Annotated in this window: 18 protein-coding genes and 1 pseudogene; 12 read left to right on the top strand and 7 right to left on the bottom strand. The window is 45.4% G+C overall.

What is annotated here, in order from left to right; genetic code table 11:
• Nucleotides 1-331: 331 nt before the first annotated feature.
• Nucleotides 332-3,205 carry a 2-oxoglutarate dehydrogenase E1 component gene (locus tag QP794_RS02945; RefSeq protein ID WP_285074820.1) on the top strand — a complete coding sequence of 958 codons (2,874 nt, stop codon included), beginning with the start codon at nt 332-334 and terminating at the stop codon, nt 3,203-3,205.
• A gap of 5 nt (nt 3,206-3,210) precedes the next feature.
• Nucleotides 3,211-4,485 (top strand): 2-oxoglutarate dehydrogenase complex dihydrolipoyllysine-residue succinyltransferase, encoded by a 1,275-nt coding sequence (gene odhB, locus QP794_RS02940; protein WP_285074818.1) that lies wholly within the window; start codon nt 3,211-3,213, stop codon nt 4,483-4,485.
• Between the two features lie 142 nt (nt 4,486-4,627).
• On the opposite strand, the gene QP794_RS02935 is transcribed toward odhB, so the two are convergent.
• From QP794_RS02935 to mnmL, 4 genes and pseudogenes are all read right to left on the bottom strand, one after another.
• Nucleotides 4,628-5,587: an alpha/beta fold hydrolase gene (locus QP794_RS02935; RefSeq protein WP_285074817.1), complete on the bottom strand. Its 960-nt coding sequence runs from the start codon at nt 5,585-5,587 to the stop codon at nt 4,628-4,630.
• Between the two features lie 87 nt (nt 5,588-5,674).
• Nucleotides 5,675-6,652, bottom strand: coding sequence for a type I phosphomannose isomerase catalytic subunit (locus tag QP794_RS02930; RefSeq protein WP_285074816.1), 978 nt, complete (start codon nt 6,650-6,652; stop codon nt 5,675-5,677).
• 185 nt (nt 6,653-6,837) lie between these two features.
• Nucleotides 6,838-7,421 (bottom strand): annotated as a pseudogene (gene mnmM / locus QP794_RS02925) (tRNA 5-(aminomethyl)-2-thiouridylate-methyltransferase MnmM).
• 1 nt (nt 7,422) lies between these two features.
• Nucleotides 7,423-8,376 carry a tRNA modification radical SAM protein MnmL/YtqA gene (mnmL, locus tag QP794_RS02920; RefSeq protein WP_024628297.1) on the bottom strand — a complete coding sequence of 318 codons (954 nt, stop codon included), beginning with the start codon at nt 8,374-8,376 and terminating at the stop codon, nt 7,423-7,425.
• A gap of 271 nt (nt 8,377-8,647) precedes the next feature.
• Between mnmL and QP794_RS02915 the strand changes: the two genes are divergently transcribed.
• Both QP794_RS02915 and trmB read left to right on the top strand, forming a co-directional pair.
• The gene (locus QP794_RS02915; RefSeq protein ID WP_024628298.1) at nt 8,648-8,836 is read left to right on the top strand and encodes a hypothetical protein; all 189 of its coding nucleotides are present in this window, start codon (nt 8,648-8,650) and stop codon (nt 8,834-8,836) included.
• A gap of 152 nt (nt 8,837-8,988) precedes the next feature.
• Nucleotides 8,989-9,738, top strand: a complete 750-nt coding sequence (gene trmB, locus QP794_RS02910; RefSeq protein ID WP_285074815.1) for a tRNA (guanosine(46)-N7)-methyltransferase TrmB — start codon at nt 8,989-8,991, stop codon at nt 9,736-9,738.
• 117 nt (nt 9,739-9,855) lie between these two features.
• Here trmB and QP794_RS02905 read toward each other — a convergent pair whose 3' ends face one another.
• Nucleotides 9,856-12,102, bottom strand: a complete 2,247-nt coding sequence (locus QP794_RS02905; protein ID WP_285074814.1) for an AraC family transcriptional regulator — start codon at nt 12,100-12,102, stop codon at nt 9,856-9,858.
• 401 nt (nt 12,103-12,503) lie between these two features.
• On the opposite strand from QP794_RS02905, the gene QP794_RS02900 reads away from it, so the two are divergent.
• The 3 genes from QP794_RS02900 to QP794_RS02890 all read left to right on the top strand — a co-directional run bounded on the left by QP794_RS02900 (nt 12,504) and on the right by QP794_RS02890 (nt 15,995).
• Nucleotides 12,504-13,409: an ABC transporter permease gene (locus QP794_RS02900; RefSeq protein ID WP_024628303.1), complete on the top strand. Its 906-nt coding sequence runs from the start codon at nt 12,504-12,506 to the stop codon at nt 13,407-13,409.
• A gap of 30 nt (nt 13,410-13,439) precedes the next feature.
• Entirely contained in the window at nt 13,440-14,339 is a 900-nt protein-coding gene (locus QP794_RS02895) for a carbohydrate ABC transporter permease (RefSeq protein ID WP_285074813.1), read from the top strand.
• A 102-nt stretch (nt 14,340-14,441) separates the two neighbouring features.
• A complete protein-coding gene (locus QP794_RS02890; protein WP_483311863.1) occupies nt 14,442-15,995 on the top strand; it encodes an ABC transporter substrate-binding protein in 1,554 nt (517 codons plus the stop codon).
• An 82-nt stretch (nt 15,996-16,077) separates the two neighbouring features.
• Here QP794_RS02890 and QP794_RS02885 read toward each other — a convergent pair whose 3' ends face one another.
• The gene (locus QP794_RS02885; RefSeq protein WP_285074811.1) at nt 16,078-17,226 is read right to left on the bottom strand and encodes an MGDG synthase family glycosyltransferase; all 1,149 of its coding nucleotides are present in this window, start codon (nt 17,224-17,226) and stop codon (nt 16,078-16,080) included.
• Nucleotides 17,227-17,276: 50 nt separating this feature from the next.
• Entirely contained in the window at nt 17,277-17,804 is a 528-nt protein-coding gene (locus QP794_RS02880) for a phosphatase PAP2 family protein (protein ID WP_024628307.1), read from the bottom strand.
• A gap of 713 nt (nt 17,805-18,517) precedes the next feature.
• On the opposite strand from QP794_RS02880, the gene QP794_RS02875 reads away from it, so the two are divergent.
• From QP794_RS02875 to QP794_RS02855, 5 genes are all read left to right on the top strand, one after another.
• On the top strand, nt 18,518-19,756 hold the full coding sequence (locus QP794_RS02875; protein ID WP_285074810.1) for a glycosyltransferase family 2 protein: 1,239 nt from the start codon (nt 18,518-18,520) through the stop codon (nt 19,754-19,756).
• Nucleotides 19,757-20,068: 312 nt separating this feature from the next.
• On the top strand, nt 20,069-20,563 hold the full coding sequence (infC, locus tag QP794_RS02870) for a translation initiation factor IF-3 (protein ID WP_024628309.1): 495 nt from the start codon (nt 20,069-20,071) through the stop codon (nt 20,561-20,563).
• Nucleotides 20,564-20,587: 24 nt separating this feature from the next.
• Nucleotides 20,588-20,791 (top strand): 50S ribosomal protein L35, encoded by a 204-nt coding sequence (rpmI, locus tag QP794_RS02865; RefSeq protein WP_017689665.1) that lies wholly within the window; start codon nt 20,588-20,590, stop codon nt 20,789-20,791.
• Between the two features lie 88 nt (nt 20,792-20,879).
• Entirely contained in the window at nt 20,880-21,239 is a 360-nt protein-coding gene (gene rplT, locus QP794_RS02860; RefSeq protein ID WP_017689664.1) for a 50S ribosomal protein L20, read from the top strand.
• A 577-nt stretch (nt 21,240-21,816) separates the two neighbouring features.
• Nucleotides 21,817-22,857, top strand: coding sequence for a BMP family lipoprotein (locus QP794_RS02855; protein ID WP_079346244.1), 1,041 nt, complete (start codon nt 21,817-21,819; stop codon nt 22,855-22,857).
• The last annotated feature ends 175 nt before the right edge of the window (nt 22,858-23,032 follow it).

The following is a 23,032-nucleotide window of genomic DNA, read 5'->3' as shown; positions in this document are numbered from 1 at the left end:
AAAATAGGAAATGCTCCTGAGCGAAAAAGTTTATAGAATAGATATTAGAACACGGACTTCAATTCATAAAGTTGAGGAAGGTGAAACCCTCGAACGGATCAGGACAGTATTCGACATCTGTGCGACGGTATATATAATCATCAGTTTACTATGATTTTGAAAACGCAGACAAACCTTGACGGGAGCGTCGGAACAACGTTACTACCACCAACAGCACGATTATTGGACTTCATGAAAAATTTAGCTTAAAATGTTGAACGAACGCAAATTACGGCTTAGTCAATGATTTCCGTCAAAAACTTATGACTAAATCAAGACGGAGGGAACGTCGATGACGATCGAGGAAGGCAACAAGAAACCCTGGGAAAGTTACTATGGCCCGAATATGGGATACGTACAGGAACAATATGAATTATACTCCCAAGACCCGGGTGCAGTTACACCGGCTTATCGGGAATTATTTGAACAATGGGGTGCACCGCCGATGTCTGGCAGGGATGCACATACAGCCTCGTATTCTGGCAACGCCCAAAAGGCTTCCGGAAGCGTGGATATTAAATTATTACAGAAAGCGGTTACAGCTGGGAAGCTGGTAATGAATATTCGTACGTATGGTCACCTTGCGGCCGATATTGATCCACTTGGGATCAGTGAAGATTCAGATACGTCCCTGCTTGAACCGAAGCATTTTGAATTAAATGAAGAAGATTTGAAAGCTCTGCCCGCTTCCCTGATCTGGGAAGGTGCAGATGGACAGACAGTGACAGGATTGGATGCCATCCAGCGCCTGCGGCAAATATATACGGGTCCTATCGCTTATGAATTTAGCCATGTGCATGAAGTTCATGAGCGGGAGTGGCTGAACCGCCGTGCAGAATCTCGTACTTCGCCGGCACCACTTAATCCAGAGGAGCGTAAGGCTTTGCTGGAACGTTTGGTTGAAGTAGAGCAATTTGAAGATTTCCTTCACAAAACATTTGTTGGGCAAAAACGTTTCTCCATTGAAGGTAACGATGTGCTAGTTCCTATGCTGGATGAAGCAGTTCGAATTATGGCACACGCAGGTTCAAGCCATATTCTGATGGGGATGGCTCACCGTGGTCGATTGAACGTACTTGCTCATGTACTGGGCAAGCCGTATAGCAAAATTTTCTCTGAATTCCATCATTCTCCGAACAAAGATTTGGTTCCTTCCGAAGGGTCAACAGGAATCAATTACGGTTGGACGGGGGATGTCAAATATCATCTGGGTGCAAACCGTTATGTTAAAGACGGTGAAACAGTACAAGCGCGCCTTACCCTTGCCAATAACCCAAGTCACTTGGAATATGTAAACCCGGTTGTACAGGGCTTTGCACGTGCAGCACAGGATGACCGCCGTGATCCGGGATATCCGAAGCAGGATGTAACCAAAGCGGCAACCATTCTGATGCATGGTGATGCGGCTTTCCCTGGGGAAGGTATTGTAGCAGAAACACTCAATTTCAAAGCATTGCCTGGTTACCAAAATGGCGGAACGATTCATATTATCGTGAACAACCGTCTTGGATTCACAACAGATAGCAGCGATTCACGCTCAACGTACTATGCGAGTGACCTTGCCAAAGGATATGAGATTCCCATTGTGCATGTCAATGCAGACAATCCGGATGCATGTATCGCAGCTATTCGTATGGCAGCAGAATACCGTAATCTGTTCAAAAAGGACTTCCTGATTGACTTGATCGGTTACCGTCGTTATGGTCATAACGAAACGGATGATCCGGAAACAACACAGCCGACAGTGTATGAAAAAGTGAAAGCTCATCCAACGGTTAGCCACTTGTATCAGGATCATCTGAAAGAGGAATCTGTAATCGATGATGCTTCTATCAACAGCATTCGTGAGGCTGTGACGAACCGCTTAAAAGAAGCTTACGAGCAGATGAAGAATAATGAAGTACATGAATATTACCAACGTCAAATCAGCGAGCCAGAAGCAGTTTCGGTTATTCCAACTGCGGTACCATTGGAAAATCTGCGGGCAATTAACGCAGACTTGCTGAAATGGCCAGAGAATTTTAATGTGTATCCGAAGTTGCAGCGCATTTTGCAGCGCAGAAGCACATCTCTGAACAAAGGTGAGAAAGTAGACTGGAGTCTTGCGGAGACGCTTGCGTTCGCTACTATTCTTGCGGATGGCAAACCAATCCGGATCAGTGGACAGGATGCAGAACGTGCAACGTTTGCCCATCGGAATCTGGTGTTGCATGATTCAGAGAACGGAGCGAAATTCTGCCCATTGCATAATCTGCCGCAGGCAAGAGCATCCTTTGCCATCTACAATAGTCCGTTGTCTGAGGAGTCTGTAGTTGGTTTCGAATACGGATATAACGTATATTCACCAGATACGCTTGTAATTTGGGAAGCTCAATTCGGGGATTTTGCTAACTGTGCACAGGTTATTTTTGACCAGTTCGTATCTGCAGGCCGTGCCAAATGGTCTCAGAAATCCAGTCTGGTCATGTTGCTTCCGCACGCGAACGAAGGTCAGGGACCTGAGCATACAAGTGCTCGCCTGGAGCGTTTCCTGCAGCTTTGTGCAGAAGACAATATGACGGTTGCGAACTTGTCGAGCGCATCGCAGTATTTCCATCTGCTGCGTCGTCAGGCTTCCTTGACCGAGACAGAGGATGCCCGTCCGCTGGTTATGATGTCGCCAAAAAGTCTCATTCGTAATCCACGTGTTGCTTCACCTGCTACAGAATTCAGCGAAGGCAAGTTTGAGCCGGTGCTGGAGCAAGCAGGATTGGGCACGAAGCCGGATCGCGTAGAGCGCATTATTTTGTGCAGTGGTAAAATCGCTATCGATCTGGAAGATGCTTTTGAGAAAGATAAAACGGATTGGTCTTGGCTTCACATTATTCGTGTTGAACAGCTGTATCCGTTCCCGGCGGAAGAAATCAAGCGTGTACTCGCACGTTTCAGCAAGTTGAAAGAGCTGGTGTGGGTACAGGAAGAAAACAAAAACATGGGTGCCTGGACATACATGGAGCCTCGTCTTCGTGAAATCGCGCCAGAAGGCACAACCGTTAAATATGAAGGTCGCCCGGAACATGCGAGTCCTTCCAGCGGTTATCAGCTTGTGCATGGCATGGAACAGCAACAGATCATTACATCCGCGTTGAAGCAAACGACGAAGAATAATATTCCACTGGGGAGGTAACAGCTGTGAGTGAAATTAAAGTACCTGCAATGGGCGAGTCGATAACCGAAGGAACCGTGTCCAGATGGCTGGTCAAAGAAGGCGAAACCGTTAATCAGGGTGATGTTCTTCTGGAGCTGGAAACGGATAAAGTAAATATTGAGATTAGTGCTGAAGAGAGCGGTGTGCTTGAGAAAATTATTCGTCAGGAAGGCGAGACAGTAGAGATCGGTGAAACGATCGGAACACTCTCGGCAGGAGCAGGAGGAGGAAGCGGCGCGTCCGCTTCCCAACCGGCCGCATCCGAGCAGAAACAAGCGGCCCCTGCACCGGAAGCTCCAACACCGCCACCAGCACCCGTTGCTGCGGCACCGGAATCTTCAGATAGCAGCTCGAAGACAGCTTCACCGTCTGCACGCAAACTTGCACGTGAGCGTGGCATTGAGCTGGATCAGGTACAGAGCAAGGATCCAATTGGCAGGGTTTATCAGGATGATGTGAAAACCCACAGCACTCAGGCTGCCGGTCCTTCAGCGCCTCCTGCCAAAGCGCCTGCGGCAGCACCTAGTGCTCCTGCAGCTGGAGGTTCCACTTTTACCAAACCAGTGGAACGTCAACGCATGTCTCGCCGCCGTGCTACCATTGCGAAACGTCTGGTAGAAGCGCAACAGACTGCAGCGATGTTGACTACTTTTAATGAAGTGGATATGACGGCCATTATGGATGTTCGTAAACGCCGTAAGGACAAGTTCAAAGAGAAACATGAAATCAATCTCGGCTTCATGTCCTTCTTCACCAAAGCGGTTGTAGGCGCATTGAAAAAGTTCCCAACCATTAACGCGGAAATTGATGGCGAAGATGTTGTACTTAAAAAGTACTATGATATCGGTATTGCGGTATCTGCCAAAGAAGGCCTTGTCGTACCGGTTGTACGTGATGCAGATCGTCTTGGCTTCGCTGAGATCGAGAAAAGCATCGCTGACCTGGCGTCCAAAGCTCGTTCCAACACGCTGGCGTTGTCTGATCTGCAAGGAGGAACCTTCACCATTACCAATGGCGGAACGTTTGGTTCCCTGTTGTCCACACCAATTTTGAATACACCTCAAGTGGGTATTCTGGGTATGCACAAAATTCAACTTCGTCCAGTAGCGATTGATGCAGAGCGGATGGAGAACCGTCCGATGATGTATATCGCCCTGTCTTATGATCACCGTATAATCGATGGTAGCGAAGCCGTACGTTTCCTCGTGACGGTGAAAGAATTGCTTGAAGATCCAGAGTCTTTGCTGATCGAAGGGTAATCCATTAACAATCCAAGCTTACTTGCCATTTTCATATATCTAACAGAAAAGCCCCTGAACGCGGAGCACAGTGTACGCTGTGCTCCCGTTCAGGGGCTTTTGTCATTGTAAAAATCGCATCATATTAGATAGGACCGGCGTTCTAGGCATTTGTTGTAGAATGATGGGGACTCTGTTCAGGCATATGCCTTTCAAGCCACTCCACGACATGTTGGGCTACTTCAGTCCGATTCGTCTCGTGCAGCATTTCGTGGCGTCCACCTGGATAAAGGCGGTATTCGACATCTTCTAGCTGAAGCTCCCGATATTGGGAGACCAGGTTAAGCACTCCTTTACCATGAAGGCCAACTGGATCTTGTTCACCCGAGAAGAGATATACAGATTTATCCTTGGGAATACGTTTCATGTTGCTTGGCAAGTGAATGTCCAGCAGCAGTTTGAAAAAGTCACGGAAAAACCCTGCGGAGCAGACGGCTCCACACAAAGGGTCATCGATGAATCGCTTGACCTCTTCAGAGTCCCGAGACAGCCAATCAAACGGTGTTGTTGCCGGACGAAAAGAGCGGTTAAAACCACCAAATACGAGCGCATTGAGCAGCATACTTGGATGACTAGCCCCTTGAACGCTACATTGCAAGAGGGCCAATCTCTCTCCAATCCGAAGCAGACCACGTTTGCCATTGGTACCGGACAAAATAAATGCATGGTAACGCTCGTGGCCAGCATACATGAGATGCTGTACCAAAAACGACCCCATGCTATGCCCCATTAGAAAGAGGGGCACATCAGGGTTTTCTTTGGCGGCAACTTCGCCCAGATTCATCATGTCACTCGCCATCCAGCGGAAAGCATCGGTGCCGGCATTACCCAATAAATTCAAGTTTTCTACCGTTTTGCCATGACCACGATGATCATTCGCGTACACAGCGAAGCCGTGAGAGGTGAGTTGTTGGGCAAATTCAGCATATCGGGCAGCGGTTTCGCTCATGCCATGTGCAATCTGGACCACACCTTTAACGTTGCACTCCGAATCGGGAAGCCAGCGGTACACATGAATACGGGTACCTTCATCGCCAACCAGGCTAAAGGCAGATTCCTGCATCTCGTGTAAAACCTCCTTCACAAGTCACATTAAAGCCAATTCAGTTCAAGGAAATAACCTTGAATAGAAGATATTTAATTATTTGAATTAAGGCAAATAAGAGCGAAGAACAGTGGTGTTGCCATCCAGCGTATAGGAGCCCAGGTTGGCAGGTAGTAAGTAGCATTGTCCTGCTTTCAGTTCAATCTTATCCGATGCTGCGTTATCCCACTCCAGCGTTCCACTACCTTCACAGACCACAAGAATAGTGAAGCTTTCCGCACTTGTAGAGAGCTCCCAACGTTCTGTGACAATCCCTTTTTCCACTACAAAATAAGGGCATTCCGCAAGCTTCAGCCACTCACCTGGAGTCGCGTCGTTGGTTTTCATCGTTGTGGCACCAGCGCCCTCATAAGCTGTTACATTAAGCGAATCCTCAACATGCAGCTCACGTGGTTTGCCATCCAGACCCGGACGATTGTAATCGTAAATCCGGTAGGTTGTATCCGAGTTTTGCTGGATTTCAGCAACAACGACACCTGCACAGAGAGCATGTACCGTTCCGGCAGGGATAAAGAATGTATCTCCAGCTTCAACAGGAACTTGACGAAGGGTATCCATCACTGTACCATTCTCCAGGGCTTCCTTCAGTACGGCACGATCAACGCCCTCATTCAATCCATAAATGATGTGTGCTCCCGGTTTGGCGTCCAGCACATACCACATCTCCGTTTTGCCAAGTTCGCCGGGAGGCAGAGCCTCGTAATCATCAGTTGGATGAACTTGTACAGACAGATCGTCGTTGCAGTCAAGCAGTTTAATCAGAAGGGGGAAACGTCCGCCCTTTTCCGATACACCTTTGGTTCCAAGCCATGCTGTGCCCAGTTGTTCACGAACTTCATCGAGGCCTTTTCCAGCAAGTGCTCCATTTAGTACTTTGGTTGTACCATTGGGATGATCTGCGATCATCCAGCCTTCTCCAATATGTCCTTCAGGCGGCGTCAGGCCGAATTGCTCCAGCGCACGGCCTCCCCATACACGTTCTTTGAACTCTGGTTGAAATTGCAGTGGGTATGGCGTAGACATTCCTAATCTCTCCTCTAGTATATGAAATGGTGGATCGCTTTAATCAATCATGACCGCGTAGCTGGCATGAATGTAACAGTGAATACGGTTGCACGTCTTTATGTAGAACACAAATCGCATAAATCCATCCAAGATTACTTTGTTGCGATTGTGTCTAGTTTATTGTATTTGGGGAGTAAAGGAAATTATTTTTTCTCGATGCCAATCAAAAAAGGGGAAGCCTTACGCTGCAATTGGCGATAGATGACTACCTGTGCCTGCTCTACAGGCAGAGCAGAGGACCATTCCATTACCGCATCTGCTTCCTCTGATCCTCCATCATGACCTGGATACAGCACAACGGTAATAATGCCCCGCGGACGGAGCAATTCCAGGGCGGACTGGAGTGCGGCAATGTACTGTCTGTTTTCGTGATAATGGTGGAGTCCGCACCTTCCGAAGGCAGGTAGCCCAAGTTGAACATGACAGCACCGACATTACCCTGCCATGTATCAGGAACGGCTTCAGCCATTCGATCATGGCTTAGTTGAAGCAGGGAGATAGAGCCTAATTGAGTACTGTCCTCTTGTTTGCGAATACGGGCTTGTGCCAGGGTAAGTGCCTCGCTCTGAATATCGAAACCAATGACTTGACCACGTTTACCCACCTTTTGTGCCAGAAACAGAGTATCCGCCCCTGTCCCTACCGTTGCATCAATGGCCAAATCTCCAGGCTGTAGACGGAAAGAAATCCACTGCTGAGCACAGCTTAAAACCGAAAGAAAGCCCATCTTATGCCCCCCTCCAGTATTTTCCTTGCCATGAATCTCGCTCACGCAGTTCACGATCAATGGAATTCAATACTTCCCATTTGTTCATGGACCACATCGGTCCTATCAGCAAATCACGCGGCGCATCCCCTGTAAGGCGGTGTACAATCATTTCGGGTGGCAGCATCTCCAGCGTATCGACGATCAGTTTAATATACTCGTCCTGCTCCAGGAAACGAAGAAGCCCGGCTTCATACTGCTTCACCATTGGTGTTTTGCGCATCAGATGAAGCAGATGAATCTTGATACCCTGCACATCCATGTTGGCAACAGCGCGTCCGGTATCCAGCATCATTTCATGGGTTTCCTGCGGCAGTCCATAAATGATATGTGTACACACCCGAATATTCCGTTTGCGCAGCTTCGCAACGGCTTCTTCATAACATTGCGTATCATGCGCACGGTTAATTAGGGTTGACGTGGACTCGTGAATCGTTTGCAGCCCCATCTCAACCCATAGGTATGTGCGTTCATTCAATTCAGCCAAGTAATCAACGACGTCATCCGGTAAACAGTCAGGGCGAGTGGCTATGGATAGACCGACTACACCGGGCTGTTTCAAAATTTCTTCAAAGTATTCACGCAGTTCCTCAACAGGAGCGTATGTGTTGGTATAGGCTTGAAAATAGCCAATGTAATGGGCTGTAGGCCATTTCAGATGCTGTTTATCCCGAATGGTATTAAATTGGGTGACCAAATCATCTCGTCTGCTACCGGCGAAATCACCCGATCCACGAGCGCTGCAAAATGTACAACCACCTTTGGCGATGGAACCATCTCGGTTCGGGCAGGTGAAACCGGCATCCAGCATCACTTTGAAAACCTTATTGTTAAACTCGTCTCTCATTTCGTAATTCCACGTATGGAATCGTTTATCTCCCCATAGAAGAGGAGGCTGTAGTGAAGGTGCATTCATCTTCAGGGTACTCCTTTGACTTACCTAATGGCTTGCTTATTATATACCTAATTCGACTCTTTTTGAACCTTTACCATTGTATCAAAAAACTCAAAAAAAGGGGAATCTAGTCGCAAAAATAGGCCGTAGAAACGTGGTTTTATCCTTGCTATAGTTTACACATTATGTTATATTTAAACCAACGTCAGACACCATCTAATGGGTACTATTCATCATAGCATTTGAATCAATGTTGACGTCATGGACCATACTATACCGTGAGGTGATATGAATGAATTCCCAAGTCAAAAATAATGTTTCTGTAGAACTGACGGCAGAAGAAGCTCTGGCTTTGACAGGTGTTCGTTTCAATGGCAATCCGAAAGTGAAAGCGGCTGCAAGACAAAAAGTTCGCGATGCTTTCGAAAAGACATTTGATTTTTCACACCAAGATAAGGTAGACTATGAACTATTAAAGTAGTTGGACCCCAATTCCAAATAAATCGAAGAGGGAATCTTTGAGATTTGCCCCAAAGTGGCAGATCCGAAGATTCCTTTTTCATTGCTCTTTACAATTCGCCGGTTCTTCGGCAAAATGATTCTGAGACAAGTATGGATAAACGGAGGAATAAGATGCGTTTACGTGGCAGAAAAGGGATTCGTGAAAATCTGGAGCAACAAGTCGATCTCGTTGTTCTTGATCCCAAACAGTACAAAGGAAAATGGTCTGAACTGTTTGGTAATGACCATCCGATTTTTGTGGAATTTGGTATGGGTAAAGGTCAATTTATCAGCCAAATGAGTTATAAATATCCGGAATATAATTTTATCGGTATTGATATGTATGATGAACTGGTGCGTCGTGCCAGCGAGAAGGCTCGGAAAGCATGGAGTCAGGAGGAAGTGGAGACACCTCCCAACCTGAAGCTCGCTCTGGCCAATATCGAACAGATCGAGGAAGTATTCGAAGAGGCGGAATTGGAACGGATTTATCTGAACTTCAGCGATCCTTGGCCAAAAGCCAAGCATGCACGTCGCCGTTTGACACATCCGCGCTTCCTCAAGAAATACACAGAGCTGCTTAACACAAAAGGACAAATCCATTTCAAAACAGATTCGGAGACATTGTTTGACTTCTCTCTCAATGCGATTGCTGATTTTGGTTTGCAAATGACCAATTTGTCCCTGAATCTGCACCGCGATGGATTGAATGAAGAGCATGTCATGACAGAGTATGAGCAGAAATTCATGGGCAAAGGCATGAACATTCACCGGGTTGAAGTCATCGTTGGTGAAGAGGCATTGCGCGAGTATCAACAAATCCGTTTGGACAAGTATAAAGTTCGGGAAGCTACGGACGAGTCTGGCGAAGATCAAGAGTAATATATTATAAAAAAGCGTGATATGGATCTGGCTACCAGACTCTCATATCACGCTTTTTTTGCTATTTTGACCGAACTAAACCTTATGAAAACGCTGTGGCTCTTTGTTTTACTGCTACTAAAGCTCCGAATGAAGATCCTTGCGGCGATAATCGTTGGGAGTAACCCCGTTGAATTTCTTAAACATCCGATAGAAATAAGAACTGTTGGTGAATCCGGTTTGCTCGGCGATATCAGCCACAGAGTTTTCCGTCTCAATGAGCAGATATTGCGCTTTGGCTATGCGGGTTTCGTTAATGACATCAGTGAGTCCTTTTAACGTTAGTTGTTTATAGAGTCTGCTGACATATATGGGTGACATGGCTAGTTCATCCGCAATCGAGGTCAGACAAAGATTGGTGTCTGCGTAATCTCGTTCAATAATGCAGTTGATTTTGCGAATGAGTTCTTCATGTTTGAGCGTTCGCTTTTCCTCTACTTTGGATCCAAGTTCGTCGAACATGCGATAAAAGTGTGCGTGAACTTCGCTGAGATCCTCTGCATCATGAATCGGCAGCATCGAACGGTCGGAGATGGATTCAAGTGTGAGCTGATTGTTCTTTTTGAGTGTGTTTCGTACATGATTCAGAGTCATGGTCAGATGAGACAGAGCCAGTTGAAATACGGTAAACGGATAGGTTGCCGTTTCACTCACGATATCTGCATAGACCTGCTTGGCTTCTCCTGTTTTGCCTGTCATCAGGCAATCAATCAGCTGTCTTTCTTTTCCAACAGGGAAAGCATACTCTTTGGCATGATACGCCATAATGTCCGAGGTATAGATCAGGCATCCAGGACCCATGAACAAACGGTGAAGCGAAGCCTCTGCCGATCGGGTATAAGAAGCAATACTGTTTTCCAATGAATCTTCCGCTGGTCCGATAGTAAAAGAAATGGAGCATCTCAGATGTGTCATTACGGCAGCCTGCATCATGCGCAGGAGCTCCTCAATGGAGCCATGGTCATCATTAGCTTCATTCTGAATTTTATCATTAAAGATAAGAGTAATCAGATCGCCGCCCATATCCACCGCTTCGGTGTGATAGTAGAGGTCAGCCGTTTCGGTGCAAATGTTCATCATCGCGTATTTTACAAGTTGGACTTCATCCCGGTAGGTATCACTGAAGTCGGTAAAATGATCAATCCGCAGCAGTACCAGTCTGGTTAGATGATGAACATCAACAGCAGAGCCGTAGAACTTCATTCGTTCCTCCAGCATGCCTCCTGTTACCGTTTCCCGTCCTTGCAAAGCCCCCCGCAAAAAATCCTGTCGCAAAAGATGCAGACTGCCGCGACGCTCCGCTTCCATCACACGCATACGGACAAGCACTTTATCGATGGGATGATATAGCTTCCGTGAAACGAGGTAGGATAGCAGCACTCCCGCAATTAATAGCCCAAGACAAAAAAGAACGGTGTGTGTTCGCATATGTCGAATATCTGTGGTAATCAGGTCATAGGGCGTGATTCGTACATAGCGCCATCCAAGGTTGTCAGGAGCGGTGTAAGTAATGAGAGACTTCTCCCCATCAACCTCTGTGGTAAAGTAGGCGGACTGCTCCGTATTTTGCAGGATTGGCTGTATAAATGTTTCATTGGACAGGTCTTTCATCAACGCCCGATCACTGAAATCGGACAATAACTGTCCCTGTTCATTGATAATAAACGTTTTCCCTGGCTGATCGACTGAGTTCATATTAGGGCTGAGCCAGTCGTCCTTGATATTTACAACAACCGCATAATTCAGTGTGGCATTGTCATTGATCGTGTCATAACAGAGGTATGTATAGCTGCTGACCTGAGTTTCCTCGGTCGAGCCCACTTGGTATGTACGCGGAATGGGGACAAAAGGCTTATAATCATGGAACCGGTTGAGGATGTTTGTAATCCCCTTATCGTCAATTTCCGAGATGGACTGTTGTCCATTGCGAACTTCATTGGAACTGATAAAGAACTCATCATTTTTGGAGTTATATACATAGATCGATTCGATAAAAGGGAGGGACATGCGATAGTTATCGAGTTGTTCCATCGCTGGCGTAATTTCATAGATACTCGGATTCGCATAGAGCAGCAGAGCAGAGATGGTGTAATCCTGATAAATCTGATAAGACAGTGATTTGGCGGTCTCGGTCATCTTGGAGACTTCGCGACTGGTCTGGGTGAGACCATTCATATCTGTGCGGTAGACCTGACGAAGGGCAATACGATTATAGTTGACGTACAAAATGGTAGAAGCCACAAGTAAGGTGGCAACGGTGCTAACAATAATGCCGATGAGAATCCGTGCAAAAACCTTCTGGCTGTCCTCTGAACGTTTACGCATGACCTTTCCTCCCGTGGACCTCCAGTTTTGGATGAACAAAGTTAGACTTCATAGCGAAGGATAAGATTTCATATTCGGGCGTAGTGAATCACGGATGTATCTAGAATTATATAGTATGTATGCGTTTACATCAACGACAGACGGCATGCTATACCCGATTTCCTTAGCTAAAGTTCAACTTTCGCTGTATTGTTCACTAGGTTCAACCTATGCACGATATCAACTTTTGTGAACGCTCAGACATTCATTTCAGTGTTCGTTCATATTGTTCATATTCCATTTCGCAGAATCGTTCATGATCCGGCCGAATGATTCAGTATCCGGTAGCGCTTAGGGCATCTACAATAAAAACAGAGCTCCACTGCGCGCCGCGCCGTAAGAAATTCGGGAGGGATCGAGCCATGCTCAAAGAATTGAACAAAAACAAAATCATGTTCCTGATGCTGCTGCCTACACTGATCTTTTTTCTGATTAACTCGTATTTTCCGATGGTCGGCATCTATTATGCGTTTACCCGTTATGATTTTGAAGGTGGTTTGTTCGGCAGTCCATTTGTGGGCCTGGAGAACTTCAAGTTTCTGTGGCAATCAGGAATGCTGCTGAAGCTGACAACCAACACCGTGGGGTACAATCTGGCCTTCATTATATTGGGAAACGGGCTAGCGATCTTCTGTGCGATTTTGCTCAGTGAAATTCGGGGGAAAGTGTTTAAAAAAATATCGCAGTCGGTCATGTTTTTACCGTATTTCATCTCGTTTGTACTATTAAGTGTAATCGCTTACAACATGTTCAACTATGAATCCGGTTTTGTGAACACCGTACTCAAACGTTTTGAAGCAGGTCCAATCGATATTTACAACACACCCTGGATCTGGGTGTTTCTGATCATCATTTTTTATCTGTGGAAAAATCTCGGGTACAGCATGGTCATCTACCTTGCAGCCATTACAGGCATCAGCGATGAGTATTACGAGGCGGCTCGCATTGACGGAGCTAACATCTTTCAGCGCATTTGGTACATCACAGTACCGATGCTAAAACCGACCTTTGTAATCCTGTTGTTATTCTCGCTTGGGAGCATTATGAAGGGGCAGTTTGATCTCTTTTACCAACTCATTGGAAATAACGGGGTCTTATATAACGCTACAGACATCATCGATACGTATGTGTACCGTTCCCTGAAAGTAACGTTTGATATCGGAATGGCTACCGCGGCGGGTCTGTATCAATCGCTGTTTGGTTTTATCCTGATCATGACCGTGAACTATATCATCCGCAAAGTCAATGAGGACTACGCTTTGTTCTAGGACGCCCGCAGGGCAGAAGGGAGAACCACCATGCATACTCGTGCCAGAGATTCCGAATTCACCTTGTTGTTTCAAGTCATCGCTTACAGTGTGATCCTGATTCTTTCCTTAATCTGTATCATTCCATTTCTTTTGATTTTATCCGGCTCCTTCAGCAGCAATGAATCCATTGTGAGAGATGGTTATCACCTCTTTCCCACCGATTTTTCCTTGGAAGGTTACAAGATGGTGTTCGAATTTCCGACTCAGGTGCTCAAAGCCTATGGCGTGACGGTCTTTACAACTGTTGTGGGTACGGCCCTTGGACTGTTTCTCATTACGATGGCGGGATTTGTACTGCAGCGCAAAGATTTCAAATACCGGAACGCCTTCTCGTTTTTCATCTACTTCACAACCCTCTTTGGTGGGGGATTGGTACCTTGGTACATCATGCTGGCAAATTATTTCAATCTTACGGATACGTATACGGTGTTGATTTTTCCGGGACTGATGACACCATTTCTCATTATCCTGATGAAAAACTTCATTCGTTCAGCCGTTCCGGATGAGCTGATTGAGTCCGCCAAAATCGATGGGGCGAATGACTTCCGTATTTATTTTAGCGTAGTGTTGAAACTGGCGATGCCCGGCATTGCCACTGTGGGGTTATTTCTGGCACTGGGATACTGGAATGACTGGTTCACATCATCCTTGTTCATTAACAACCCAGACATGTACCAGCTGCAATTCTACTTGTATAACACGATGAACACGATTACCTTCATTGACCAGATGGCGATCGGTACCGGAATAACACTCAGCCAGGATGTACCTACCGAATCGACGAAAATGGCCATGGCTATTGTGGTTACTGGCCCCATCTTGTTCCTGTATCCATTTGTGCAGCGCTACTTTGTTAAAGGGCTTACCATTGGTGCGGTAAAAGGTTAGAACGTGCACGCGCTGTGAGGGCAGATCGCTGAAATAGTTGTCTGCCTGTCTGAACCACGGCGAGTCTGCGCTAACATATAAGGTTGACCACAAAAAGGGAGGATGCGTATGCGTAACAAAACAATTCGGCACCTGTCGATGGTACTTGCCCTGATGCTGTTCGCCGGGGTGCTTGCCGCATGTAATAACGGTTCGGGGGGATCGACGCAAGGAAGTGAGCAGGGAGGCTCTTCTGAAAACAAAGGGGAGAAGGTAACGCTGCAATTTTATATGCTTGGTGACGCACCCAAGGATCTGCCTGTGATTGAGTCGGAAATTAACAAGCTGGCTGAGGCTGATCTGAACGTTAATGTAAAATTCAACTATACGTCCTGGACAGACTGGGATCAAAAATACAAACTGCTGCTGTCTTCCGGTCAACCGATTGACCTGATCTTTACAGCGGATTGGACGTTTTATCAGTCCTATGCAAAAAAAGGAGCATTCCTGCCACTGGATGAACTGTTGCCTAAGGCAGCACCAACGCTTAAGGCTTATGTACCTGAGGATATGTGGAAAGCGGTAACAGTCAATGACAAGATCTATACTGTGCCCTCTACATGGACTGAATATGTGACGGAGGGTATTGCGTACCGTGAGGATTTGCGGGAGAAGTACAATTTGCCCAAACCGGAATCTCTGGAGACCCTCGAAGCCTATCTGGAGGGAATCAAAGCCAATGAACCAACTATGATTCCAATCGCGGATAGCAATGCAAATCATACCCATGGTATTCGTCAATTGACATCCAAGCTGGTGAATACAGCAGGTCAGCTCCCTTATGGTCTGGACATCATGTATGATACACCATCCGATATCACTTCCTATTGGGGATCTGCACAGCATCTGGAAGATCTGAAAACGTACAAACGCTGGATGGACAAAGGATTTTTCCCGAAAAACGTGCTGAATGTAAAGGATACGTCCAACTCCTTGCTGCAAAATGGCAAATCGGCTGTTGTTCTGTCGGGAGAGAACCCGAACAAATTTAATGCGGATGTGATTAAGGTCCAGTCCACTCACCCGGATTGGAAGCTCGGTTATTTCCCTTATCCGAATGCGAAAGGATTTGCACAACCCGTTCACCCGATTCACAATGGTTTTGCAATTCCACGCAGCAGCAAAAACCCGGAGAAAGCACTCGCATTCTATGAGAAACTGGTTACCGACAAACGTTATAACTGGCTGACCGAATATGGCGTGGAAGGTAAAAACTTTGAAGTGCAGGACGGTTACTATAAAATGGTGGGCGATGCACAGAGCAATGGATTCCCGCGTGAAGGCATGAATGGCTGGGCTTGGCGTAATCCGGAATTCATGCTCTATGATAAGAGCTTTGATGATGTGCTGGCTATTTTCAATGAGCTGGACAAAATGAAAAAGCCGGATATTTACACCGGATTTGCTGAAGATTGGACGCCATACCAAGCCGAGAAGGCTGCCCTGGAGCAGGTAGAGAAGCAGTATCTGTATCCGCTGAATGTGGGATTGGTGGAGGATGTAGAAGCAGGGTTGAATACATTTATGGAAAAAGCCAAACAGGCAGGCCTTGAGAAGATCCAGAGTGAGTACACCAAACAGTGGCAGGAATACTTGAAATCTGCTGGTATTCAATAGTTTGTACTTTTCTTCATATTAAAAAAGGTGCCTTCGATTCGAAGGCACCTTTACTGTGTACATGCAGGCTTGTTTGAAGCCGTTACAGTCTGGCTTGGTCTGCCGAGTAGGGACGCAGGTCCAGAAGGTCGATAATACTCTGTGCGCTCTGCATTGGGTGATACTTGGCAATCTGCGCCATGTGGCGTTTGCGTTTACGAACAATCTCAGGATAGTTATGAAGCAGTTTGTTCATCCATTTTACAACAACGTCAAGCGAAGTAATAGGCTCCCCCAAACCTCGTGCGGTGAAATACTGAACGTTCTCTTCTTCCTGGCCTGGTATGGGATTATGGAACAACATCGGAATTCCCTTTGCCAAACCCTCGCTGCATGTCATTCCTCCCGGTTTGGTGATCAGGAGATCGGATACTTCCATTAATTTGTCCACCTCATTGGTGTACCCGATGATATGGATATTCTCTTTTTGATACAACGGATTTTGCTCCATGCTGATTCGGCTTTTGTCATTGCGGCCAAGGCAGAAAATGATCTGAACATCCGCATGCCAGCGTGTCAATAATTGGTTGACTACTTCATCGCTGAGCATTCCCCAGCCCCCGCCCATTACAAGCACCGTAGGCATGTTTTTCAAATTGAATTTGCCACGGATTTCATCCCGTCCGGGATGTTCCCAGAAATTGGGGTGGATTGGGATACCGGTAACCCGAATTTTGTCTAAAGATACACCGCGCAGCATTAATTTGGACTTTACCTCATCTGTAGAAACAAGATACAGGTCTACTTCTGGACTAATCCATGTCCCATGCGCGTCATAATCGGTGATGACTGTACAGAGTGGAACCTGTACCCCCAGACGTTTCAGTCTGGAAATGACGGCACTGGGAATAGGGTGTGTGCATACGATAACATTCGGACGAAGCTGACGCACAATACTGCGTGTATGGGTATAAAACAATTTATGCAGCGCGAGTGTGGTCAGCCGGTTTAAGGATTTTTTATATTGATGCCTGTATACATACCCGATGAGCTTGGGCTGATTAATGACCGTTTTTTTGTACGCTGTAATAATGAGTGGCGCAACTCTAGGGTTCAGAAAACTTCCCAACTCAAGCACTTTGGTCTGCACATTCGGCGAAAGTTTTCGCAAACTGCTGGACAGTGCATAAGCGGCTTGAGTATGACCTGCGCCAAAGCCTTCAGATAATAGTAATACTCTTTTTTTCTCCACGCTTGCTTCACCTGTTCCTGCTAGGTTTTCCTTAGTCTAACATATTCACGTTATGTCCATAAAGCAACTGTTGCAAGTGCGACTAAAGTACCGATCGTAGCACCTGCAAGCACATCTGAGGGATAGTGCAATCCCAGGTAAATTCGAGAAAATCCGACAATTAATGCAACAGGGAGTAACATCAGCAACAGGAACGGCTCCATTGTCATAAAAGGGACCGTCACCGAGAATATGGCGGTAGTATGCCCTGAAGGGAACGAATGGTCCGTCAGGGGATTGCGGAACGTAATCGTATCCGGCAAGGCCAGATAAGGCCGAATGCGTGGATACAGCTTTTTGGCGATGGCTACGGGAATGTGACTAACCGCCAGAGCGATACATGCCTGAAGTCCTGTTGTGCTCCAAGGAGCTGGAGCCAGCAGCCAGATCAGTAAGGATACTGCGATAGAAGAAGTTGCTCCTCCCAGATGGGTGAAATAATACAGCCAAAAATTCATAAATCGATTATGAAGTCGACCATTAATCCACATAAATACATTTCGATCATACTCTTGAAACTTTACGAATAAACGGCTCATATTGGCCTCCTGCCAGTCAGGCCCCGTGTTGGCGGCAGTATTTCCGGTAAATTGCTGTGTCCGGTTTCGTCCTGATTTAGTATATAACCGTTTTTCGTGAACTTGAGGTTATTTCAGGTATATGTTTATCATATTTTTAAATGTTGTCCTTTTCAAGAAGAACACATGTGAAGAAGGTAAAATTCATGTTAAAGAGTGGTTAAGAACCCAACTTAACTTTTTGACTTGGACGATCTAAAAAAGATACAATGATTCAACATGGCTGAAATGCGGTTAAAAAATTGTGAGTTTAAGACTGAACTTTTTGCGGTCTGTTTACGTTATTTGATATAGAGCCTCTGTCGATATGGATCAGCCTGATGAAAAAAGCAGGGACTTTAGAAATAAAAATCAAGTAAACGGCTGAAAATAAGATATAACAGGCATGAATGCGAGGTTGGAGTATCACAAAGTGCCTATTCAGCGTTTAAAGTTCACATTTCTGCTTCAGGAAGTGGAATTGCGGTTTTGACAAATGGCTGAAAAGAATACAAAATCGATAAAGCAGCCAACTGGCAATCAACCATGCTTGAAACATTGTCTGAAATATTTGCGTAGTAAACAAAAGAACAGGGTCATATTCTGTGCGTCACAAAAAAATAAAAGTGCAGAATCCAGGAAGAGAAATGATTTAAAGTAATCTGGTTTTGAAAAAAAGGGGGTAACAGAGAACGATGTTGGACGCTATATTCGTCACGATGCAGGTCATTCTGGCACTGCTAGCCGTGTACCAATTCACGTTTTCGCTGTTCGGTCTGATTAAGAAAAAGAAAAAGAAACACTATCCGGCGACAAAGTCATTCGCTGTACTCGTCGCAGCGCACAATGAGGAACAAGTTATTGGTGCGTTGATGGAGAACTTGAAACAACTCGATTACCCGGAAGATATGTATGATGTGTTTGTCATTTGCGACAACTGTACTGATGGAACGGCTCAAATTGTAAGACAGCATGGACTGAATGCTTGTGTACGTACCAATGCTGATCTCAGAGGTAAAGGGTATGCCATCGAATGGATGCTTAAATACCTGTGGAAATTGCCACGTCAATATGATGCAGTCGTTATGTTTGATGCGGATAACCTGGTTGACCGTAACTTCTTGCTTGAGATGAACGACGACTTGTGCAATGGTTCGCGTGTTATTCAGGGATACATTGATACGAAAAATCCGGAGGATTCCTGGATCACTGCAGCATATGGTGTATCGTACTGGTACATCAACCGTTTGTGGCAGCTGTCCCGCCACAATTTGAATATGGCGAATTTCCTTGGAGGTACTGGAATGTGCTTCGAGACGAACTTGCTCAAGGAAATTGGCTGGGGCGCTACAAGTCTGGTTGAGGATCTGGAGTTTACAATGCGCAGTGTTCAACGTAATGTGTATCCTGTCTTTAACTACGATGCCAAAGTATTTGATGAGAAGCCGTTAACATTTAAGGCTTCCGCACGACAACGCCTTCGCTGGATGCAAGGTCACTTTACCGTCGCGCGTAGATATTTCTTCCCGCTGCTGTGGCAAAGTATCAAGGAAAGAAGCTTGGTGAAATTTGACCTTGCTGTGTATGGCGCAAACGTGTACGTTGTTTTGCTTACGTTCCTGATGACAGCTGTCTTGTGGGTGGATACAGCGATATTCAGTGGTCCGCATATCGCAAACATATACGGGTACTTCCCGCTTTGGGTAGGATTCGTAGCGATTGGTCTGAACATCCTGACATTCCTGTTGTCCATGGCGCTGGAAAAGGTTACTTTTGCCAAAGTGTATCTGTACCTGATCTTGTTCCCGATTTACCTTCTTTCTTGGTATCCAATTACGTTCTACGCGTTCTTCACGCAGAACAACAAACAATGGAGCCATACTCAACATACACGTGTTGTACGTTTGGATGAGGTGCAGAGCAAGCAGGGATAATGAATTATTGACTTGGACGAAAGCCTCTCTGTAAAAAACATTGTAGATATGTTGACAATCGTTTTGCAGGATGTTATAGTATTCAAGTGCGTTAAATGAATAGCTATGGAATCACAAGTAGAAGTCCGACTTCTCACCTGATCAACAAACATGTTGGCTGGTCAACGATCCCAATAATTTATGAAGTGTTTACTCATGAAGAATTGTGTTGATTACAGGGATGTCGGTAGCTTAACCGGCATCCCTTTTATTTTTTTGTGTAACTGGATATTCAAAATGACCTGGAGGTGGACGGTTATTAGTAAAGATCACATGATTAATGATGAGATTCGGGCGAAGGAAGTACGCCTTGTCGGAGCTGAAGGAGAACAAATTGGGATCACGCCGATTCGGGAAGCACTGCAAATGGCGATTGACCTGAACTTGGACCTGGTCAATGTGGCACCACAGGCTAAACCGCCGGTATGCCGCATCATGGACTATGGCAAATTCCGCTATGAGCAACAAAAGAAAGACAAAGAAGCCCGTAAGAACCAGAAAATTGTTGACATTAAAGAAGTATGGTTCCGTTCCAATATTGAGGAGCATGATTATCAAACGAAGCTTCGTAATGTAGTTAAGTTTTTGAAAGAAGGCGACAAGGTAAAATGTTCCGTTCGTTACCGCGGACGTGAAATTGCGCATGCCGCTATTGGTCAACGGATTTTGGAGCGCGTTAAAGTGGAAGTTGCAGAACTCTGCACCATCGAACGTCAACCAAAATTGGAAGGCCGCAGTATGATCATGATTCTGGCTCCTAAAGCCTGATAACATTGAAGGAGGAAACACAAAATGCCTAAAATGAAAACACACAGCAGTTTGAAAGGACGCTTCAAAATTACCGGTTCCGGTAAAGTCCTGCGTTACAAAGCTCACAAAAACCACTTGCTTTCCCACAAATCAAAACGTGCTAAGCGCGTTTTGAACGGTAACCCAGTTATGGCTGCCGGGGACGTAAGACGTTTGAAACAAGGTTTGGCTAACTTGAAAGGCTAACTTGAAATAGTACATTCCGTATGGGGGATCGGCCTAGGCCGTACACATACCACGGATACATTTAATATTTATTGGGAGGTTCTTTAATATGGCAAGAGTAAAAGGCGGTTTTGTAGTACGTCGTCGTCATAAAAAGGTTTTGAAACTGGCAAGAGGTTACTTCGGTTCCAAACACCGTATTTTTAAAACAGCTAACGAGCAAGTAATGAAATCCCTGGTATACGCATATCGTGACCGTCGCAACACGAAACGTAACTTCCGCAGACTGTGGATCGTTCGTATCAATGCTGCAGCACGTATGAATGGTTTGTCTTACAACAAACTGATCCATGGATTGAAACTTGCTGGTGTAGACATGAACCGCAAAATGTTGGCTGATCTGGCCGTTAACGACATCAATGCGTTCAACTCTTTGGCTACTGTAGCTAAAGGCAAAATCAACGCTTAAAATTGCTTATTCAAGCCGCCGTACCTATGGCGGCTTTTTTTACGGCTTAAAGAATGATATTGCTAAAAGGGCCGTTGTGCGAAACGAATATGCTGCAGTCTGTAAGGACACACTGAAAGCATATAACTTGCGAATAACAGGCCGTGATAATACATAAAATACGAACGGTGAAATAATGCAAATGAAAACTGGTGAAATCCATTTCTTACTATAGAATGTGATATGCTTTTGTTACATAACATCACATCGTTGTAACGTTAGTGTGTTAAATCGCTAAAATATTAAGCGCTTTCAATAAAAAAAGAGCAAAAATAAGTGATATTTGGTGATGAAACATCTGGATTTTACCACGGGTTGAATGTATAATCACCTCTAGTAGGCTAGTCCTAAAATTTTCTCTTCATGTCATAATGTTCGGTTTTTCGACAGGTGACACAATCGTTTCAGGGTAAGAATGCGCTTTTAATGTCGAAGAAACCATACATTCCGCATAAAAGCCATATTATCAATCTGTTGATCCGTTCCGTTTTGGCCTGGACAGGAATTAGGTATATATCATTAAGGGGGAACAAGAGAAATGAAAAAGATGCTCAGCTTGTCTTTGGTCATGTTGCTGGCAGTATCGGTTATGCTCGCAGGTTGCGGTAGCAAGCCGAAAGAGGAAACAAATGCCGGAGGAACTACAGGTGGCGAAAACACTGAAGCTAAATCCGATTTGAAAATCGGTATGGTTACTGACGTAGGTGGAGTTAACGACAAATCGTTTAACCAATCCGCTTGGGAAGCTCTGCAAGCAACTGAAACTGAAACAGGTGTAGCTGTTAAATACCTGCAAAGTAAATCCGATGAAGAGTACATTCCAAACCTGAACGAGTTCGTTAAAGGTGGATATGATTTGACTTGGGGTATCGGTTTCCAATTGGCTGATGCAATCAAGACTGTAGCTGAACAAAATCCTGATTCCAAACTCGCGATCATTGACAGTGTTGTTGATGCTCCTAACGTTAAATCGGTAACATTTGCTGAAGAAGAAGGTTCTTACCTGGTAGGTGTTGTAGCTGGTCTGACAACTAAATCCAACAAAGTAGGTTTCGTTGGTGGTATGGACAGCCCGCTGATCAAAAAGTTTGAAGTAGGTTTCAGAGAAGGGGTTAAAGCTGTTAACCCTAAAGCTGAGTTCATTTCTAACTACACAGGTGCTTTTGATAAGCCTGACCTGGGTAAAGCAGCAGCTGCTACAATGTACAACCAAGGCGTAGATATCATTTTCCACGCTTCCGGTGCAACGGGTAATGGTGTGTTCAACGAAGCAATCGCTCGTAAGAAACAAGGTCAAGATGTTTGGGTTATCGGTGTAGATAAAGACCAATCCCTGGAGTTTGGTGATGATGTAACACTGACTTCTATGATCAAAAAAGTTGACGAAGCTGTTAAGCGCGTAAACGCAGAAGTTATTGATGGAACATTCAAAGGTGGAGCTGAGAATCTGACTTTGAAAGAAAACGGTGTAGGCATCGCTGATACTTCCACGAAAAATGTTTCTGCTGATACACTTGCTAAAGTGGACGAGTACAAAGAAAAAATCATCAACGGCGAAATCAAAGTTCCTACAGAGTAATTGATTTAGCCTGTAAAAAGAATAATCATCGAGGCCGGTCTTGACCGGCCTTATGATTGTCAGAGTAGGAAAATTTGCTCAAGTCACCATAACAATTGTACAAGCATGCAAGACGAGCTTTGGGGAAATCCCATAGCAAAAGCAAGAAGACTTCGTATCAACGCTCCGGTAGGAG

This window comes from Paenibacillus sp. UMB7766-LJ446, from assembly GCF_030226665.1.
GTDB lineage: Bacteria > Bacillota > Bacilli > Paenibacillales > Paenibacillaceae > Paenibacillus > Paenibacillus vandeheii.
The sequence above is the reverse complement of the archived record's forward strand: the minus strand, read 5'-3'. Positions and strand labels throughout refer to the sequence as shown.

Excerpts from the sequence above, each read along its gene's own strand:
- QP794_RS02895 (WP_285074813.1), top strand. The coding sequence starts at position 13,440 with ATGCATACTCGTGCCAGAGATTCCGAATTCACCTTGTTGTTTCAAGTC.
- QP794_RS02935 (WP_285074817.1), bottom strand. The coding sequence starts at position 5,587 with ATGCAGGAATCTGCCTTTAGCCTGGTTGGCGATGAAGGTACCCGTATT.
- QP794_RS02945 (WP_285074820.1), top strand. The coding sequence starts at position 332 with ATGACGATCGAGGAAGGCAACAAGAAACCCTGGGAAAGTTACTATGGC.
- trmB (WP_285074815.1), top strand. The coding sequence starts at position 8,989 with ATGCGTTTACGTGGCAGAAAAGGGATTCGTGAAAATCTGGAGCAACAA.
- QP794_RS02890 (WP_483311863.1), top strand. The coding sequence starts at position 14,442 with ATGCGTATGCGTAACAAAACAATTCGGCACCTGTCGATGGTACTTGCC.
- QP794_RS02905 (WP_285074814.1), bottom strand. The coding sequence starts at position 12,102 with ATGCGTAAACGTTCAGAGGACAGCCAGAAGGTTTTTGCACGGATTCTC.
- QP794_RS02915 (WP_024628298.1), top strand. The coding sequence starts at position 8,648 with ATGAATTCCCAAGTCAAAAATAATGTTTCTGTAGAACTGACGGCAGAA.
- QP794_RS02930 (WP_285074816.1), bottom strand. The coding sequence starts at position 6,652 with ATGTCTACGCCATACCCACTGCAATTTCAACCAGAGTTCAAAGAACGT.
- mnmL (WP_024628297.1), bottom strand. The coding sequence starts at position 8,376 with ATGAATGCACCTTCACTACAGCCTCCTCTTCTATGGGGAGATAAACGA.
- QP794_RS02855 (WP_079346244.1), top strand. The coding sequence starts at position 21,817 with ATGAAAAAGATGCTCAGCTTGTCTTTGGTCATGTTGCTGGCAGTATCG.
- rpmI (WP_017689665.1), top strand. The coding sequence starts at position 20,588 with ATGCCTAAAATGAAAACACACAGCAGTTTGAAAGGACGCTTCAAAATT.
- QP794_RS02900 (WP_024628303.1), top strand. The coding sequence starts at position 12,504 with ATGCTCAAAGAATTGAACAAAAACAAAATCATGTTCCTGATGCTGCTG.
- QP794_RS02875 (WP_285074810.1), top strand. The coding sequence starts at position 18,518 with ATGTTGGACGCTATATTCGTCACGATGCAGGTCATTCTGGCACTGCTA.
- QP794_RS02880 (WP_024628307.1), bottom strand. The coding sequence starts at position 17,804 with ATGAGCCGTTTATTCGTAAAGTTTCAAGAGTATGATCGAAATGTATTT.
- rplT (WP_017689664.1), top strand. The coding sequence starts at position 20,880 with ATGGCAAGAGTAAAAGGCGGTTTTGTAGTACGTCGTCGTCATAAAAAG.
- infC (WP_024628309.1), top strand. The coding sequence starts at position 20,069 with ATGATTAATGATGAGATTCGGGCGAAGGAAGTACGCCTTGTCGGAGCT.